Annotated in this window: 17 protein-coding genes and 1 pseudogene; 5 read left to right on the forward strand and 13 right to left on the reverse strand. The window is 35.9% G+C overall.

All coding sequences use genetic code 11. The features are described from left to right. Window positions 1–204: 204 nt before the first annotated feature. Window positions 205–870, reverse strand: a complete 666-nt coding sequence (locus M3175_RS18545) for a hypothetical protein (RefSeq protein WP_251522321.1) — start codon at window positions 868–870, stop codon at window positions 205–207. A gap of 272 nt (window positions 871–1,142) precedes the next feature. Continuing rightward, entirely contained in the window at window positions 1,143–2,045 is a 903-nt protein-coding gene (locus M3175_RS18550) for an AraC family transcriptional regulator (protein ID WP_251522323.1), read from the reverse strand. A gap of 192 nt (window positions 2,046–2,237) precedes the next feature. Between M3175_RS18550 and M3175_RS18555 the strand changes: the two genes are divergently transcribed. After that, complete coding sequence (locus tag M3175_RS18555; protein ID WP_251522325.1) at window positions 2,238–2,516, forward strand: HPr family phosphocarrier protein; 279 nt, start codon at window positions 2,238–2,240, stop codon at window positions 2,514–2,516. A 600-nt stretch (window positions 2,517–3,116) separates the two neighbouring features. On the opposite strand, the gene M3175_RS18560 is transcribed toward M3175_RS18555, so the two are convergent. Next, window positions 3,117–4,391, reverse strand: a complete 1,275-nt coding sequence (locus M3175_RS18560) for an MFS transporter (protein ID WP_251522327.1) — start codon at window positions 4,389–4,391, stop codon at window positions 3,117–3,119. A 31-nt stretch (window positions 4,392–4,422) separates the two neighbouring features. Beyond that, a pseudogene (locus M3175_RS18565) lies at window positions 4,423–5,207 on the reverse strand (PhzF family phenazine biosynthesis protein). A gap of 412 nt (window positions 5,208–5,619) precedes the next feature. Here M3175_RS18565 and M3175_RS18570 point away from each other — a divergent pair. Beyond that, complete coding sequence (locus tag M3175_RS18570) at window positions 5,620–6,495, forward strand: DMT family transporter (protein ID WP_251522329.1); 876 nt, start codon at window positions 5,620–5,622, stop codon at window positions 6,493–6,495. A 720-nt stretch (window positions 6,496–7,215) separates the two neighbouring features. On the opposite strand, the gene M3175_RS18575 is transcribed toward M3175_RS18570, so the two are convergent. Then, window positions 7,216–7,626, reverse strand: a complete 411-nt coding sequence (locus M3175_RS18575; protein ID WP_251522331.1) for an Lrp/AsnC family transcriptional regulator — start codon at window positions 7,624–7,626, stop codon at window positions 7,216–7,218. Window positions 7,627–7,744: 118 nt separating this feature from the next. On the opposite strand from M3175_RS18575, the gene M3175_RS18580 reads away from it, so the two are divergent. Then, complete coding sequence (locus M3175_RS18580) at window positions 7,745–8,506, forward strand: MBL fold metallo-hydrolase (RefSeq protein WP_251522333.1); 762 nt, start codon at window positions 7,745–7,747, stop codon at window positions 8,504–8,506. A 72-nt stretch (window positions 8,507–8,578) separates the two neighbouring features. Here M3175_RS18580 and M3175_RS18585 read toward each other — a convergent pair whose 3' ends face one another. The 4 genes from M3175_RS18585 to M3175_RS18600 form a co-directional block, all read right to left on the reverse strand. After that, window positions 8,579–9,175, reverse strand: coding sequence for a class I SAM-dependent methyltransferase (locus M3175_RS18585; protein WP_251522335.1), 597 nt, complete (start codon window positions 9,173–9,175; stop codon window positions 8,579–8,581). Window positions 9,176–9,186: 11 nt separating this feature from the next. Beyond that, the gene (locus M3175_RS18590; RefSeq protein WP_251522337.1) at window positions 9,187–9,981 is read right to left on the reverse strand and encodes an endonuclease/exonuclease/phosphatase family protein; all 795 of its coding nucleotides are present in this window, start codon (window positions 9,979–9,981) and stop codon (window positions 9,187–9,189) included. Window positions 9,982–10,209: 228 nt separating this feature from the next. Further along, complete coding sequence (locus M3175_RS18595) at window positions 10,210–10,422, reverse strand: hypothetical protein (RefSeq protein WP_251522339.1); 213 nt, start codon at window positions 10,420–10,422, stop codon at window positions 10,210–10,212. A 164-nt stretch (window positions 10,423–10,586) separates the two neighbouring features. Beyond that, window positions 10,587–11,246, reverse strand: a complete 660-nt coding sequence (locus M3175_RS18600) for an alpha/beta hydrolase (protein WP_251522341.1) — start codon at window positions 11,244–11,246, stop codon at window positions 10,587–10,589. A gap of 128 nt (window positions 11,247–11,374) precedes the next feature. Between M3175_RS18600 and M3175_RS18605 the strand changes: the two genes are divergently transcribed. Both M3175_RS18605 and M3175_RS18610 read left to right on the forward strand, forming a co-directional pair. Next, a complete protein-coding gene (locus tag M3175_RS18605) occupies window positions 11,375–11,962 on the forward strand; it encodes an ECF transporter S component (protein WP_251522343.1) in 588 nt (195 codons plus the stop codon). A gap of 217 nt (window positions 11,963–12,179) precedes the next feature. Further along, window positions 12,180–13,184, forward strand: coding sequence for an aldo/keto reductase (locus tag M3175_RS18610; protein ID WP_251522345.1), 1,005 nt, complete (start codon window positions 12,180–12,182; stop codon window positions 13,182–13,184). Window positions 13,185–13,346: 162 nt separating this feature from the next. On the opposite strand, the gene M3175_RS18615 is transcribed toward M3175_RS18610, so the two are convergent. The 4 genes from M3175_RS18615 to M3175_RS18630 form a co-directional block, all read right to left on the reverse strand. After that, complete coding sequence (locus tag M3175_RS18615) at window positions 13,347–13,814, reverse strand: CBO0543 family protein (RefSeq protein WP_251522347.1); 468 nt, start codon at window positions 13,812–13,814, stop codon at window positions 13,347–13,349. Then, window positions 13,811–14,299, reverse strand: coding sequence for a CBO0543 family protein (locus M3175_RS18620; RefSeq protein WP_251522349.1), 489 nt, complete (start codon window positions 14,297–14,299; stop codon window positions 13,811–13,813). Before M3175_RS18620 ends, M3175_RS18615 begins: the two co-directional genes overlap by 4 nt. A gap of 238 nt (window positions 14,300–14,537) precedes the next feature. After that, window positions 14,538–15,821 (reverse strand): SLC13 family permease, encoded by a 1,284-nt coding sequence (locus M3175_RS18625; protein WP_251522351.1) that lies wholly within the window; start codon window positions 15,819–15,821, stop codon window positions 14,538–14,540. A 106-nt stretch (window positions 15,822–15,927) separates the two neighbouring features. Next, window positions 15,928–17,094, reverse strand: coding sequence for a sialidase family protein (locus M3175_RS18630; protein ID WP_251522353.1), 1,167 nt, complete (start codon window positions 17,092–17,094; stop codon window positions 15,928–15,930). Window positions 17,095–17,124 lie beyond the last annotated feature (30 nt).

Genomic DNA, 17,124 nt, shown 5'->3' on the forward strand with positions numbered 1-17,124 from the left:
TGAATAGCGAACTAATTTTCTTTAATAATGTCGCACAACTAAACTGCTTCTTTTCTAAAAAATCCAACAAACAAGTGGCATCAATCATTCTTGTGGACGCCCCCCTTACAAAAATACCAAAACAATTTGAATGACAAACTAATAAGAATCTCTAAAATTCAAATGCAACGGTCATTCCTATTCCTCCGTAAACTACTTTTTCCCTTAATCATTACGTAAATCATTCGTATATACTTCTACATCATAATAACCTTTTAACCAAAAGACATCTTCTTTGTCTATATACGTGTAAGTCATATACGGTTTCTCAATACTCGGGTCCTCAAATACTTTCGCACGTATTTTAATAAATTCTCCTAGCCCATTAAAGAATAACTCTTTCTGTGGATTAATTAACTTATCCCCTCTGATATACACATACTCCCATATGTCTCTATCTTTTTCTTCTTTATAAAGTATATTTTCCATTGTTTGCTGGTTACTCGATCTTCTACCTACCACCGATACCGAATCAAAATACACCTTTTCTTTCCCATTCTCTATCCGCTCAGCCACTGACCCATCTTTATTCCATTCCTTTATAATTTCTTCTGCCCGATCATTATAATAAGGTACCAGTGTCACTTGTCTAATAATAATAAAAAGAACCAATGTGACTATCAACACATTAAATATATGAAAAATTCGTTTATTTACGGCCTTCCCCTTTTTGTCCTCTTCCTCTTTAATCTGCTTATCCAACAATTTTATGTATCGAGGCCATTTCTTTAATAAAAAAAAGAAACCTAGAAACAACAATATGACTACTAAAAAACTTTCAAACTCATACTCTCCAGTTACACTAAATAATTTACTAACTAAATCGTACATACATTCACTCCTTAGTCTATTTCAGAGAGCCATTCTCTAAGTTAATATATAAGTATATAACTACCCCCAAAAACATTGAAGTTACTATTGCTTCTTTCTTTGTATTTAGTATGACCCAGGTATATTAAAAGGTCCATTCACTCTAAGAAATCCTTCTTCCGTAACCCCCCCTTTGGTTCAATAAGCTCAACCAAAAAAAGCATTAATCCTTCTTGGATCAATGCCCCCCCTATTTTCAATTAGACTTTTCATCATCTAAACATCTTGTTTACTTACACATGGTTCTCTTTCAGTCGGTTAATATCTACTCGAGGCGAAAAGCCAAACATACGGGAATACTCACGACTAAATTGCGATTGACTTTCGTACCCCACTCTAAATGCAACATTAGCTACATCTTTCGGGTCAGCTAATAACAAGCGCCTAGCTTCTTGCAACCGCAATTGTTTTTGGAACTGAATAGGACTCATAGCTGTTACTTCTTTGAAATGTCGATGCAGAGACGACACGCTCATATTGGCGATTTCAGCGAGCTCTTCAATTCGAAAGGGTTCTTCAAAATTTTTGATAATATGGTCGATCACTTCTCTTATTCTAGCCGCATTGCTACCCTCTAGTGCTATTTGTTCAAGTGCCCCTCCATGTGGGCCTTGTAAAATCCAATAGATTATTTCTTTCTTAATTAAGGGAGCAAGGATAGGAATGTGCTTTGGATTTTCTAATAAACAAGCTAATCTTAACACCGCATCTAACAAAGATGGTTCTACTTCGCTAACAAACATAGCTCGTTTTGGATGTTTTCTCTGATTAAACGGAATATCTGTCTCATCAATAACTTCTAACACTTGTTCCGTTGTAAATTCAAGCTTGAGAGCTAAATAGGGAGCTTCTGTTGTGGCCTTTCTTACTTGCCCTGTTACCGGCAAATCAACGGAGGCCACGATATAATGACCCGGACCATACACATATCGTTCCTCCCCCAATAATACTTCCTTCTCCCCTTGGAGAATTATGCAAAAAGATGGCTCATTTACTCTAGAAATAGGTTCAGTAATAATGGATTCACGAATGAGGAATAAAGAGGGAATCGAGGTAGGATGGACACCATCCTGTTTGGATAATCGCTCAATAAGGGAGGAAAGCTCTAGTTTCTGTTTGTAAATTTTCTCTGACATGATTCATTCTCCTTTATCTTCACCTTCAGTCATTATAACTGATATTCATTTATTAGGTAAACAGGGTTAATAGAATTAGGCAAAAACTTGATAGGAATGTGCTAAGTGATTCCTAATTATTATGACATAATAAATTATTAACATAGGCAGCTCGAAAAAAAGACCGTTTATCTTTATATTTGAGGTGAAAAAATGATTAAACAGCAGTTAAATATTATTAAGGAAACTGGATTTGCAAGACCCGCAACCCTCTTAGTAAGTTTAGCTCATAAATATAAATCAGATATTTTTCTAGAGTACAAAGGAGAAACTATTAATCTAAAATACTCAGTCAAGTCTATCATGGATATTCTAGCATCAGGAATTAAACCTGGAAGTAAAATATATATAAAGGCTATTGGAACTGACGAAGTATGGGCCATACAATCCATAGAAGATTGCTTAATTAAAAAGGATATGATCAAAAGTTAAGGAGATTTTCAGCTTACCTATTCCATATTTTTTCATATAAAAAAAGGATCACCTTAGTGTAAGGCCTTCACTTAAAATGCATGATACATTCTGTTATAAAGCTGATGTTGATTTCACTGTGTTTGATAAATAAACGGATAAATTCCGTTTAAATTGGGAAATACCCATATTTCCTTAAGAATAAGCGGAGTTTTTCCGCTTATGTGATCCAAATCTTTGAATTTTAGCTTATTTAGAGCAGTTAACCGGAATTCCTCCGCTTATTTCTGCTTCTTAAGCTTCCTTTATATACATTAGCCGGAATTTCTCCGTCTATTCATTCTCTTACCTATACGAAATCATCAATGAATCATTACAGAGTCAAAGTCAAAAGAAAAACATGGTTTCTTGCAGTCCCATTTGCGTGGTAACAGAACTCTCTGTAACCTTACAAATTGGACTACAGTTTTACGCCTATTTTTATCATTATTCGCGTTATATCAATAAAAAATGACCATCAATTTCACATACAACTTGATGGTCATTTTAATATACATGTTGATTTTTTGTGACAGGGAACAGAACCCCATTTAACCGTAGCGATCCTTTTATAGCAATATCCTATTTAGCGATATACGAATGATTTACTTCCACTTCTATACGTTCCTTTTTAATCACTACTACAAAGAGACTCGCCAATAAACAAAACATTCCAGCTAAAGCAAATGCCCAGGTATAGGAGTTAAACATTTTGTATAGTATTCCTGCTCCTCCTGCAGCTACTGCTGAGCCTAATTGATGGGCTGCGAAAATCCATCCGTATACCACTACACTTTTCTCTATTCCAAAAATTTGCCTTGTAATATTAACCGTTGGTGGGACAGTAGCAATCCAATCTAAGCCGTAAAACACAGAGAAGATGATTAGAAAAATATAGGAACCATCAGAAAGCGCAAATGGGAGAAACAAAAGCGAAGCTCCTCTTAAACCGTAATACCAAAACAACAACCAACGATTATCAAAGCGATCGGAAAACCAACCAGAAAGAGTGGTTCCTATTAAATCAAACACCCCCATTAACGAGAGCATGGAAGCGGCCGTTACAGCAGTAAAACCAAAGCCTATACAGTAGGAAATAAAATGCGTTCCAATCAGCCCACTAGTCGAAAGACCACAGATAAAAAAACTCCCTGCTAGTAACCAAAATTCCTTTACTTTGATCGCTTCAAATAAGATTTGAAAGGCAATGGTTATAGGATTTTCCTTTTTCGCCACCTTTTTTAAAGCTGAAGCCTCTTCTTGCCCATATGGAAGAAGCCCCGCTTCCTGAGGTGAATTCTTCATAAATAATAAGATCATAGCCAGCATTATGAGGCTAAGGATCAGAATTAAACCCATCGCCCATTTCCAGGAATGTGTTTCAATCAGTATTGCAAGTAATGGGAGAAGAATTAATTGTCCTGTTGCTGTGCTTGCTGTTAAAATCCCGAGAGCAAGTCCTCTTCTCTTTTCAAACCATTGATTGGCAATATAGGGACTAAGTACGGTTAAGAACAAACCAGAGCCCAAACCAATAATGATTCCCCAAATTAAAACTAACTGCCATGGCTTCACCATAAAAAAGGTAAGTAAAATACCCACTAACAATGTGGTCATGGCTAAGATCATCATTTTCTTAAGGCCCATCACCTCTATTAATGCAGCCATAAATGGACCTGATATCCCGTATAGAAGAAGACTAATCGCAAAAGCAAATGAAATGGTTGACCGATCCCATCCAAATTCATTTTCAAAAGGTACGATGAACACTCCTGAGGAGGAACGTATGATACCCGCTGTTATGATAGAAAAAAACGCAATAAATAAAATCACCCAACTATAATGAATACGTTTCAAGCCTTCACCCCTCATGTATTAAAAGCTAAATCTAAATCCCAATATTAATTTCGGCTTCTGAATATAAAACGGCTCTTCCAGCCATCTTTACTCGTGTATCCTCATGTTTACAATAAAGTGTGCCACCTCTACTTGATACTTGTCTAGCCACCATTTCCTGCTTTCCTAGTCTATTTGCCCAAAACGGAATTAGGCTACAATGTAAGGAACCTGTTACGGGATCTTCATTTACTTTTAGCTTAGGAAAAAATCCTCTGGAGACAAAATCATATTCGCTTCCTTTGGCCGTAACACAAACACCCAATCCTTCTGGCAATGTTTCTAATGCGGCAAAATTAGGACTTACGTTTCTCACTTCTTCCTCAGATTCTAGGATAAATACAAGATCTCTATTTAAGTAAGCTTCTTTTGGCACAATTCCCAGAGCGCTGATCATTTGCTCCGTAACAGAAATTTCTTCTGAAGGAACAGAAGGAAAATCTAGTTCATATAAATCTTCTTGTTTATTTACGATTAACTCTCCACTGATTGTATTGAACTTCACACGATTCAATTGCTTCTCATAATAATTGAGGATGATAAATGCCGTTGCTAACGTGGCGTGACCACAAAGATTAATCTCTCCTCCAGGCGTAAACCATCTCAGTCGATAAGAACTTACTTCTTCTTTTACTGCAAAAGCCGTTTCCGATAGTTATTTTCAATGGCGATTTTCTGCATAAGTTCATCTGATATCCACTCATTCATGATACATACTCCTGCTGGATTTCCTTCAAAAACTTTTTCTGCAAAAGCATCAACTACGAAGTATTTCATCTCATTTCCCCCAGTGTTATAATCTGTTTAATTATTTATCGATAGTTTACATCTGTTTGTGTATAACACTCAACACCCGTGTATAACACTTAAAGGAGCTTAAGTCATGTACATTGAGATTCAACGTCATGCTGACATATCAATCACACAGCAAATATACGATGCAATCCTTAGATGAAGAACCTAGAGATAAATCTCTATCAATCTTAATAAACTAATAACACAAGAGTTCCCCATTATTTGTTATAATTTTCTAAAAAGTGAAATTCGACTAGAGGTGAATCAAAATGTATTGGACTCCGTTATTTGAAAATGATGTACCAGTCGTCCCTTGCTCTTAATGGAGTGAAGGTGACTACATCTCTCCGTTAGGGGCATTCTCGACCTAATTAAAAGACGGAGGGTACAGAAAATGAAAAATACCTTATTAGGTTCTTTATATTTGATATTAGCTTCAAGTATTTGGGGCGGAATGTACGTTGTGGTAAAAGTGGTAGTAGAGGTGATTCCTCCACTAGAACTTGTGTGGATGCGGTATTTAGTCGCTATTGTTGCACTTCTCATTATCGGCTTGATCACCAAACAGAAATGGCGAATTGAAAAACAGTATTTTTTAATAATCATAGCCATTGGAATCATTGGCAATGCTATTTCAATCGTAGCTCAGGAAACGGGAACGATGCTATCCACAGCACAAATGGGCGCGATTATCACTTCTTCAACACCAGCATTTATGGTTGTATTTGCTCGCTTAATCCTTAAAGAGCGATTAACGTTAAGAAAGGGAATCTCCGTTGGTTTGGCCACCATTGGAGTACTTCTCATCGTTGGAATTGGCGATGTAAATATGTCCAGTTCGCTTGGAGGCATCGCCCTATTTATTGCCGCTCTAACATGGGCGTTCATGTCTGTACTCATCAAGCGATTACCTAGTGATTATTCACAAATTGTGGTAACAACCTATTCCATTTCGGTCGCTCTGTTCGTGCTGACTCCTTTTGTTCTGCCACGGTTACATGAAATGAATATCGCTCAACTGACTGACCCGACCATTTGGGGAGGACTCTTGTATTTGGGGATTATTTCAACCGCATGTGGATTTCTACTTTGGAATCGTGGATTACAGATGCTCAACGCCTCAAGCGGGGGGATATTTTTCTTCTTTCAGCCTTTGGTGGGAACATTACTTGGATGGCTTATCCTTGGAGAGACACTAGGTATAACCTTTTGGATCGGCTCTATCCTAATTCTCACAGGTGTCTTATTTGTTATCATTGAGAAAAAATAGTATGAATAAAACCCCTTCAACTTTACTGAAGGGGTTCGATTTTGAAGTACAAAATTAGAACGAACCTTGCTATTCAAACGGTCATTCACACGCAAATGAACAGGCAATTTGATATGCAATGCTTGGAACATTGTGTCTCCAAGCATTTTTTATATTAATTTGCACTCTACAAAATAATAGAACATCGATTTCACTAAGTTTGAAAAATAAACGGAAAAATTCCGTTTATTTTGGGAAATACCAACATTTCCTGCAATATAAGCGGAGTTTTTCCGCTTATATGAACCTAATCTTTAGATTTAGTTATATATAGAGAAGTTAATCGGAATATATCCGCTTATATCCGCTTCTTGAGCCCCTACTATACACATTAACCGGAATTTCTCCGCCTATTAATTCCTATACCTCCGCGAAAATGCTAATTTGTTTGCTAATTAGATTTTTGTACTATAGTACCGAACCCGTTAAACTTTCTGAAAGGTTATTTTTTGTACAGCAATCAATGGATTTATGAAATCCCAACAATTCACCCGGGAGTTTTGAATAAACTAGTAAACATCTAATATTGATGAGATATTAAGCAACATGATTGATAAAATAGATAATTGTTCAGGTTAGTATTTTAATCAAAATATTGAAACGAGCTTAACATCCCATCCAAATGCGTTATCATACAGTGACATATACCCCTATTCAAAAGTTATAAACCTCTCTTAGTCACTATTTATTTATAACAATAGATAATTTGTAATTTGCATGTTTGTTCAAGCTTATTAAAAATTCGTCTAATTCCTTATTGGACGGAAATTTACATTCTAGAAGATAACAACTATCTCCACTAATTTTATAGTTATTTATTACATATTCTTCTTGTGAATTTATGAAGGTCAGGTATGGTTCATGAAAAGTGCTTTGAGTAAAAATACTTATCATTGCGTGAATAACGTACCCCATCTTTACTTGATTAATGTTAATCGTATACCCTTCAATAATTCCACTATCCTCTAACTTCGCCACTCTTGCTGAGGTGGCTTGACCAGTCAAATGGACTTTTTCACCCAACTGCTTCATAGTAATACGACTGTTTTTAGTTAACTCATCTAAAATAAGCAAATCAGTATGATCTAACACATGAACAACTCCTTTCATTAATCAAGTAAAACGACCAAAAGACTTGAATTCATCTATGTAACTGTTTATGGCACATAGTATAAACTATATCTAGATTTATGAAAAGGAGATAAAAACTATGAATATACAACAAATCCGCAATGCAACAATCGTTGTCCATTATGCAGGAAAGAAGTTTTTAATAGATCCATTTTTAGCCAAGAAAGGAACTTATCCTCCTTTCCCAAATTCATTAAGACAAGATCAAAACAATCCTTTAGTAGGCTTACCGGTTTCAATTGATCACCTCATCCATAATGTAGATGCGGTCATTCTCACCCATTTGCATTTGGATCACTGGGATGATGCTGCCAAAGAAATACTGCCAAAAGAAATGAAAATGTTTGTACAAAATGAGGAAGATGCGAAAGTAATTCACAGTGCTGGTTTTCAAAATACAGAAGTATTACAGGAAAATACACTATTTGAAGACATTCAATTGATCAAAACGAAAGGCGAGCACGGAAGAGGAGAAATCTTAAAGCTTGTTGGGCAAGTGTGCGGCGTTGTCTTTAAACATATTAATGAACAGACCCTATATGTAGCGGGTGATACCGTTTGGTATGAAGGTGTTCAAGAAGTCATTAACACACACAAACCAGATATTATTGTGGTAAATGGTGGAGATAATCAATTCCTAGAAGGCGGATCTCTTGTAATGGGAAAAGAAGATATTTTCGAAGTTTATAAGACAGCTCCTGACGCGAAAATAATCTCTGTTCATATGGAGGCTGTGAATCATTGGACATTATCTAGAGAAGAATTAAAATGCTTTACGAAGGAAAAAGGAATCTCCTCCAACGTTCTTGTGCCAGATGATGGAGAATCTTATACATTTTAAAGTCAGAACCAGTCACATCAACAGGGAAAAAATCCTTGATATGACTGGTTCTTTTTTATAGATTATGTGAAATCACTTTATATTACTAGATATAAACATGGAGGCATCTTGATTCATAAAAATACGGTTTCCATAATGAAAAGTCTTAATATTAATTGATTTAAATCCAGCTTCAGATAATTTTTCTTTCAGATCTTCATGCGAAAAACCGTTATGAACCTTCGGATGATTTATTATGTCATTTTTATCAAAATCAATAATAATTAGCTTCCCACCCTGATTTAATATGTTGAACAATTCTTGTAAAATTTTTTTAGTATCTGGAATATGCAGAAGAACTAGTGACAATAACACGATGTCTGCCTTAAGTTCAGGAGTGTCTTGAGTAAAATCTGAATAAAGGACTGTTGCGTTAGTTATTCCTTTGTGAGAAATCTTAGCTTTTGCAACGTCCAACATTTGTTTTGATGAATCAACCAACAAAATAGAATCTACTAAATCTGTTAGTTCTAGGCTCACCAGACCCGTACCACTTCCATAATCAATTAATGTCTTCGATTGACAATTTTGTAATTCGGGTCTTACTTCCTTAACAATTACTTTAGCCAATTCCATTCTGTCTTCTGTATCATATCTTTGGGCCATTTGTTCAAAAACGTTATTTTCCATATTCCACTCCCCTATCCAATCACATTTAATTTTATTTCTACTCCATAATGATCAGATACGACTGATTTATTTTTGTTATTAAATATGACATTGGAATAAATCACTGGAACTGGGTGACTGGTGAGAATTAAGTCAATTCTTTTTTTCAAAACATTGCCTTCCCATCCAGCAATTTCACCTTCTACCGTCACACCCTCATCTTTATTCTCTGCAAGATGATAGGTGTCAATTAGTCCATGACTGAGTAAATATTCATAGCCCTCCCCATCAACGAAGGCATCGTTATTAAAGTCACCCATAAAAAAAGCTATATTATCCATATTTGCATATTTAAGGAGGTTATCTGCCTGATCTTTGAAGGGTTCTTCTTCATCATGCCACCACCCCATATGACAAGAATAAAAAGAAAGTGGTTTATCGTCGTATTGAATGCTTGCACCAACAATCATTCTTGTCTTCCAATTAGCTGAATCCAAGCTATTTGAGGCATAGAAAGAGTGTTCTTCTATCACAGGATGTTTTGTAATGATGGCCAAACCTTCTTCAAAGTTTTTATACAAATGGGAAAATCCCCAAACAAGTGAGTATTGATCTTCCCCTAGTTTTTTCAGATCGTTTATTAAGACTAAAGCAAAATTATCTTTTCTTATATTTCCGTATACAATTTCTTCTTCCACGGTCTGGTTTACCTCTTGTAATGCTATCACATCATAAGAATGTTCTTTTATCGTTTCGACCAAAAGCGTTATTTTCTCGTATTGATTATCTTCCTGCCATGAATGACAGTTTAACGTTAGTAATTTCATAACTTCTTCCCTCAAAATTATGTATTTGCTGTTGAACTGATGTTTCAACTCTTTAGTAGGGTAACCAAGCTCTCTATTTTGGAAACGCCCCTTGTTTAGATACTCTGATCATCTCACTAGGAAAGTAACTTGTGAATAATAATATCTTTTCCTAAATTTACTATATCGAGGACTACGTATGTTCAATTAAACGATCCTTAAGCAAAGCCCTTCATCCATACTCCTTTTTCAATGATTAGAATATCTTTTGTGTAATGCTTTAACAGCTAGGTGCTCATCCTCTTTTTTTACATATATATCAAATTGTGTATGATCCTTAAACCGATCAACTCGATTATCAAAGCCTCTGTTTGGAATATGGGTTCTATATTTCAGCCCTTCTGCCTTTAATTTTGCAACGATACCGAAATACTCTTCATTACCATATGCAGAATAAATCAATGCCCAATTCTTGTAATATAGAACTCATCCTATGGAAATACCCATGAATATGAATACTAGAATACCGATGGCTATATACATTGATTTCCTCCTCGAGCTAATGTTAGAGATATTATATTCGGTAATCATTTTGTAATTCCTTATTTAACTAACCTTATTTGTTTTTAAAACTCACTAATATCAACAATTACACTTTTCAATATATCGATAGATTTTATTGGATCTACATCGAGCTCTAAACTGTGATTTCCGCCATCAACTATTTTGCATATAAGATTAGGATTATCTTTCAATCTTTCAAAACGTTCCGCAATAAAACAACTATCTTCATCTCCAATAATACAAAGTCCCTTATGATCACTATTAACCATTGCGTTAAATACAACATCTCTTTGCAGCAATGGGGTCAGCCATACTACTTTCGCGTCTTTAAACATCGTATCATTTAAGAGATGACTTAAAGCAATTGTTCCAATTGATTTAGCCACTATATAGTAATTACTATATTTTTTGCTCTTAATTGCATTCCTAATAACTAGCTGTACATCTCTAGCGAAAACCTCTTCACTTAGCTCAGATAACTCCTGCCTATTAAATGTATAGTTAATATGTAAGACATCAAAACCTTTATTGTAGAATACGCCCGTTGTAAATCGTAACAATGGAGCCTGTGTGGTGTAACCCGCCCCAGGTAAGACAATAACTAAATTATTTGTTACTTTCTTTTGCTCTATCAGACTGAATGGAATCATTTTAAAAAACACCTCACTTCTTCTACCTTTTAGGTGTGTATTCTCTACTATCAGATAATATTCCTTCTTCATGAAACTTTGAATATTTATGGCCGTCATCAATATTCATACTGAAGAAAATTTGCTAATATCAAAAGCAAGAGATCTTATTTGTAGAATGATAACAGAGAATATATTATCTAATAAAAAGGAGTTTATTTATGAACAAAAAAAATAAGACATTCCGAATGGTCCTATTAGGGATGCTTTCTGCTATCATCATTATTCAAACGACCATCCCTTTTTTAGGATATATTCCGATGGGACCTCTTAGCTTGACGTTTATTCAGGTTACGGTCATTATCGCAGCAATCGTCCTTGGAACGAAGGAAGGAGCTATTGTGGGAGGCATCTGGGGACTTATCACATTCATCAGAGCATTTGTCGCCCCTACAAGCGTAATTGCACCCATTGTTTTCACGAATCCGCTTGTATCAATTTTACCTCGAATTTTAATTGGTGTAGTTGCAGCATTTGTGTTCCATAGATTACTCAGCGGGAAGCTCAATGAAACAGTAAGAATGAGCATTGCCGGAGTGCTAGGGTCTTTAACAAATACTGTTTTAGTACTTGGACTCATTTATTTATTTTATAGGGAGCCATATGCGAACTTTTTGAAGTTAGACATAGAGCAGCTCTTGCCTGCCCTACTTACCATTGTAGCCACTAATGGAATTACTGAAGCGATTCTTTCAGGTGTGTTGACGCCGATTATTTCAAAACCGTTAGTTAGATGGAGAAAAAAATAGAAACCTCTACTGCTTAAGGCTGTCGACAAACTAATGTGTTTTAAGTTTGTTGGCAGTCTTTTTGTCCAAGTATCACTTTTTTTAAAAATAATGAACATTTTTTTCAGTTTTGTTCATTAATATACATATTCTTCTTAATTAACAATTGTAAGAAACACATATACTTTTATACTAATAATAAATGAATAACAAATATGGAAAGTGAGGAATTTTTCAAATGGAATATACCAAACTTGGTAACACGGGATTAGATGTATCTAGAATTTGCCTTGGTTGTATGGGTTTTGGCGTGAAGGAACGTTGGATGCATCCTTGGGTAATTGATGAAGAGAGCAGTCGCACAGTTATTAAAAAAGCTCTTGAGATGGGAATCAATTTTTTCGATACTGCAAACGTTTACTCAGATGGAACGAGTGAAGAATTTCTCGGACGTGCCCTTAAAGATTTTTCAAACCGAGATGAAGTTGTCATTGCAACAAAGGTTTATTTCCCGTTAGGCAAAGATTTAAACAGCAAAGGTCCGAACAGTAAAGGATTATCCCGAAAACATATTATGAGCGAAATTGATAAGAGCCTCAAACGACTTGGAACGGATTATGTAGATCTATACCAAATTCATCGATGGGATTACAACACCCCTATCGAAGAGACGATGGAAGCCCTCCATGATCTAGTGAAGGCTGGAAAGGTAAGATACATAGGTGCATCTGCCATGTATTCATGGCAGTTTTTGAAGGCGTTACATGTAGCCGAGAAAAATGGGTGGACTAGATTTGTATCCATGCAAAATCACCTTAACCTCATCTACCGTGAGGAGGAACGGGAGATGCTGCCACTATGTAAAGAAGAAAAAATTGGCGTAATTCCATATAGCCCTCTAGCATCAGGTAGATTAACTCGTGATTGGTCAGAAGACACTCTCCGTTCTGAAACGGATGCAACGCAAAAATCTAAGTACGGTTCAACAGAACATAACGACCGTTTTGTTGTCGAACGAGTTGCAGAATTAGCAGATAAACATGGTGTGCCAAGATCCCAAATCGCACTTGCTTGGCTGCTTCAGAAAGAACCAGTAACCGCTCCTATTATTGGTGCTACGAAAATTTCTCATCTTGAAGATTCGGTCGGTGCTTTAACGGTTAAGTTAACCACTGAAGAAGTTGGATATTTAGAAGAACCTTATGTTCCACATCCCGTGGTTGGTGCTTTAAGTTCGAAGTAATATTGTTTCAGCTAGCTTTTCAAAAGTAAAACCCTGATTTCCTACATAAAGCAGGAGATTAGGGTTTTATATGTTATTGGATTTTTAAAACCGTTGATAAGTTTTAACGTTAATTCTATTATTGTACGGGCTCCTTTATTTTTTGATTCCCTCTTCTTTCAATTAAGTTAATTCTTTACGAAACCAAAATACAAACTTTTTTAAAATCCATAACAAAATAAAGTTAGCGCATACAGCTATGAACCAATTCCATTTCTTAAATTCAATTAATGACGTGAAATGTTCCACTATTGAAGTATAGGATGGAAGTGCTGCTGAAAAAATCAGGTAATGTAAAATTCTTCTGTATAAACCCTTTTTCAAAGGATATAAGAGTATAAAAAATACCCCAAAAGAAGGTAACACTATATAGTGAAGAGAAAAACTCATTTTGGTTGCATTGTGAAATTCTCTAAAAGGAAACTCTACCAACTCAAAATGAACTTGAATAAATTCAAATATCCAAGCAAGAGTTTGACTCATTAATAAAGAGATGTGGGCTTCTCTTAGCCTTTCCCTTGGAACATATTTAAGTAAGCAATATATTGAAATGACCCATGAAACTATGATTACAATAATTTCTTTAGTCATGATGAGACCACTGTCAATCTCTTTTTAAACCATTCATAATATTTATGATTTAAAAATAACGTAATTATTAAAGTAATAAGTGTCCAATACCATTTCCATTCATCGTATTCCACGAGCCTAGTTGTCTTCTCTAAAATAACTTCCAATATGGTAAATATACTTGCAAATAGGAAGAAATATAGAAACTGACCAATTTTAGATACGACTTTTGAATAATATAAGCTAAATACAACAGAGGTCATAGGGAATAAAAAGAATTCATACGTAAAACTAGCCTTATTATAATCATTTGCTTTTGCAAGTAGTTGAACAGGATATTTAATCCAACCCATTTCCACTGCAAGCAAACCCGCTGGCCATGTAATCATTCCCATAGATAAAAAAAGTACCCAAGCTTCTCTTGCTTTTTTCTTTGGAACCATTCTCAAGATTATTATCGTACTAGTAGAAATAATTCCTACTAAAATCCATCTATCTAATATCATAAAGCATCACCATTGGAAGAGACTTAAAGATAATTTATCCCAAGTGAGCTCTTTATATTCTTAATATCACCCCTTCTCCTTTTTCAATAATATCCTCTCTTCTAAAAACTCCACTAAAATCACCAAATTTAAAAAGAAGGAGCCTCAGTCAGAACCTGAAACAAAGCCGATGGATTACTCCATCGGCTTGTCGCGAGACCTTTGCCCCATTAGATGGCAATGCCCTTCTATCATTTTATCAGCTTACAGGGAACATAATCATAGCACCTATGCATAGCGCAAGAATACGGAATAAGTACATAGGTACGGAGAATAACCAGAACTGTGGAAGCTTATATTTACCCATACCTAAAATCATAGCAGGCATACCATCGACTGGCATGTACCCTCCGTTCCATCCAGATATTACAACAGCAGTTGCAGCAGCAACAGGATTAAGTCCCAAACTCATGCTGGTAGCAATAGCAATTGGCGCAAAGATGAATACAGAACCCATATTGGAACCAGTAAAAGTAGCACAGGTACTAGTTAGAAGTGCAAAGATAAAGATAAGAATGAATGGGCTTACATTATTGCCCAATGAATTCGCCACAACATCACCGATCATCACTGTGAATCCTGAGTTAGCTAGAGCGTCAGCAACACCGATAACACCAGCCATCATAAGGATTACAGGTGCCCCCATATTATCTCGAACTTCTTTGAAATCAAGCACATTGATCATTAGTAAGAATGCACCTGCAAGGCCAGGGATTACATAGGCAGCATTGCCTATCACACTCATTAACATCATACCAACAACACTAATGATAAATACAGCGATGGTAGAGTATTCTTTCCACGCAGGCAAAATCTCAATCTCAGTCGTAGCCGCCACCTCATCATATTCAGAAGCTTCCGTAATTGGATGATCCGGTAGAAGACGATAAGCAATTAAACTCCATACCAAGAAACCAAGAGCCAGGATGAAATTGACTACAGCAAATTTCGACATTGACAGCCCACCGGTATAACCTGCCGTTTCCAGTACACTGACAGTAACACCATAGAAGAGTGCTACATTGAAAGGAAGTAAAGGGTGATTAGTAGCAAACCCCAAAGGCATCATCAATTTGGATGTAGGCATTTTTTTATTGTAAGGGATAGTAGATATTAAGGATAAAATCAGTACATAATAACCAGTGGAACCAGACCCTACTAAACTGGCACCAAGCATGACTACCACGAGCAAAAGAGCATAACTTTTATAACCGCCCTTATTTACCAAAGCGAGCATAGAGGACTGAACCTTTCCAATCAATCTAGTCTTCATTAGTCCCGCCATTACAACCATAAAGCCTGCGATCATGATAACGCTTGGGTTCACAAAGCCTGCGAAAGCCTCCTGAACAGTGGAAAGACCGACGACTACTAGCAAAAGGCAAGCAAGGATTGGTGGTGCGCCGAATGCCATTTTGTCTGACATAATCAATCCAATCATCAGGATTAAGATACCAAGGGCAAGAATCATTTCGATTGTCATTTTTTGTTTCTCCTCTCTCTTTCAAAACCAAGTTAACTAGATATTTAGTTAACTTGGTTTTATCCCAAAGTGGCTATCAAAATACAATTATGCGATAACTTGATATCTAACTTATTTCTCCAGATGTAGGATTGTAAACCCCTTCATTTTCACGCTTTTCACCATAGATATCTTCAACTGAAAAACTATTATATTTCACACATATTCTATTCTTATATGCGTATACTAAATGCAAATGTCCTTCCGTATCTTGATAAATAGTAGGATATTCAAATTGTGAATTATTCGTTTTATTCTCTGCTCCAATGAAACCTTCTGCATGTTCAATAATTCGGCCGATTGGCCAAGTATTTCCGCCATCTTCAGACACCGAAACCACTACCGGGTTTCTTAATCCTGGCCAAGCTACTTTCCCTTTTTCAGGATTATTAGCAGAGTTTGCATTATACGCTATAGCAATTGCACCGTTATCCAGTTTGATTGCACTTATACTTGAATTATTATTTGGTAAGACGGTTGGCTCAGGCACTGTCCAAGAATCTCCATTATCCGTTGACTCACTTCTATAAATATAATCCGCAAATCTACTTCTCATAAATGCCACTAAATGACCATCTTCTAATTCAATCACATTAGCATGAACTCGTCCGTTACTATCAGGCATGCGTACTTCTTTCCATGTTAGTCCTTCATCATCTGACACTTGAAATACTGTAGGATCATTTGTAAGACCTAGTTCTGAATCTTCACATACCCACGTGCTAAATATCCATCTACCATTACTTAATACTTGAATCGTTTGTCGAACAAATGTACCTGGCTTGCTAAATAATACTTCTGGTTCAGTCCAATTTTCACCGTTGTCGTATGTTTTCTGATATTTAATAATGGACGTAAACTGCATATTATCTTTATCCGGTCGTCGACCTTCCTGAGAAGTATATATTAACCATACTGATTGATCAGGAGCCTGGAAAAATGATGGGTTTTGCTCACTACGTGTATCATCCTGAGAGACAATCTTCGGTTCATTCCACTCCCCCGATTCATGACTAAATTTTGATAAAACAATTGAAATATCGGGACTGCCTTCAAATGAACCTGCAAACCATGCACATAATAAATCTCCATTGTCTAACTTAGTAATAGTTGGTGCATGTGCGGTTGGAAAAGGACCAGATGGAATTAAAGAAAAATCAATATTTGTATATTCATCATGATATAATTTTCCGTTTGGAATGGACTTGTTAATGACTAATTTATTATTACTCATACTAATCACCCTAATCACCTTAACTTTCTA

This window comes from Robertmurraya korlensis (assembly GCF_023715225.1).
Classification (GTDB): domain Bacteria; phylum Bacillota; class Bacilli; order Bacillales; family Cytobacillaceae; genus Robertmurraya_A.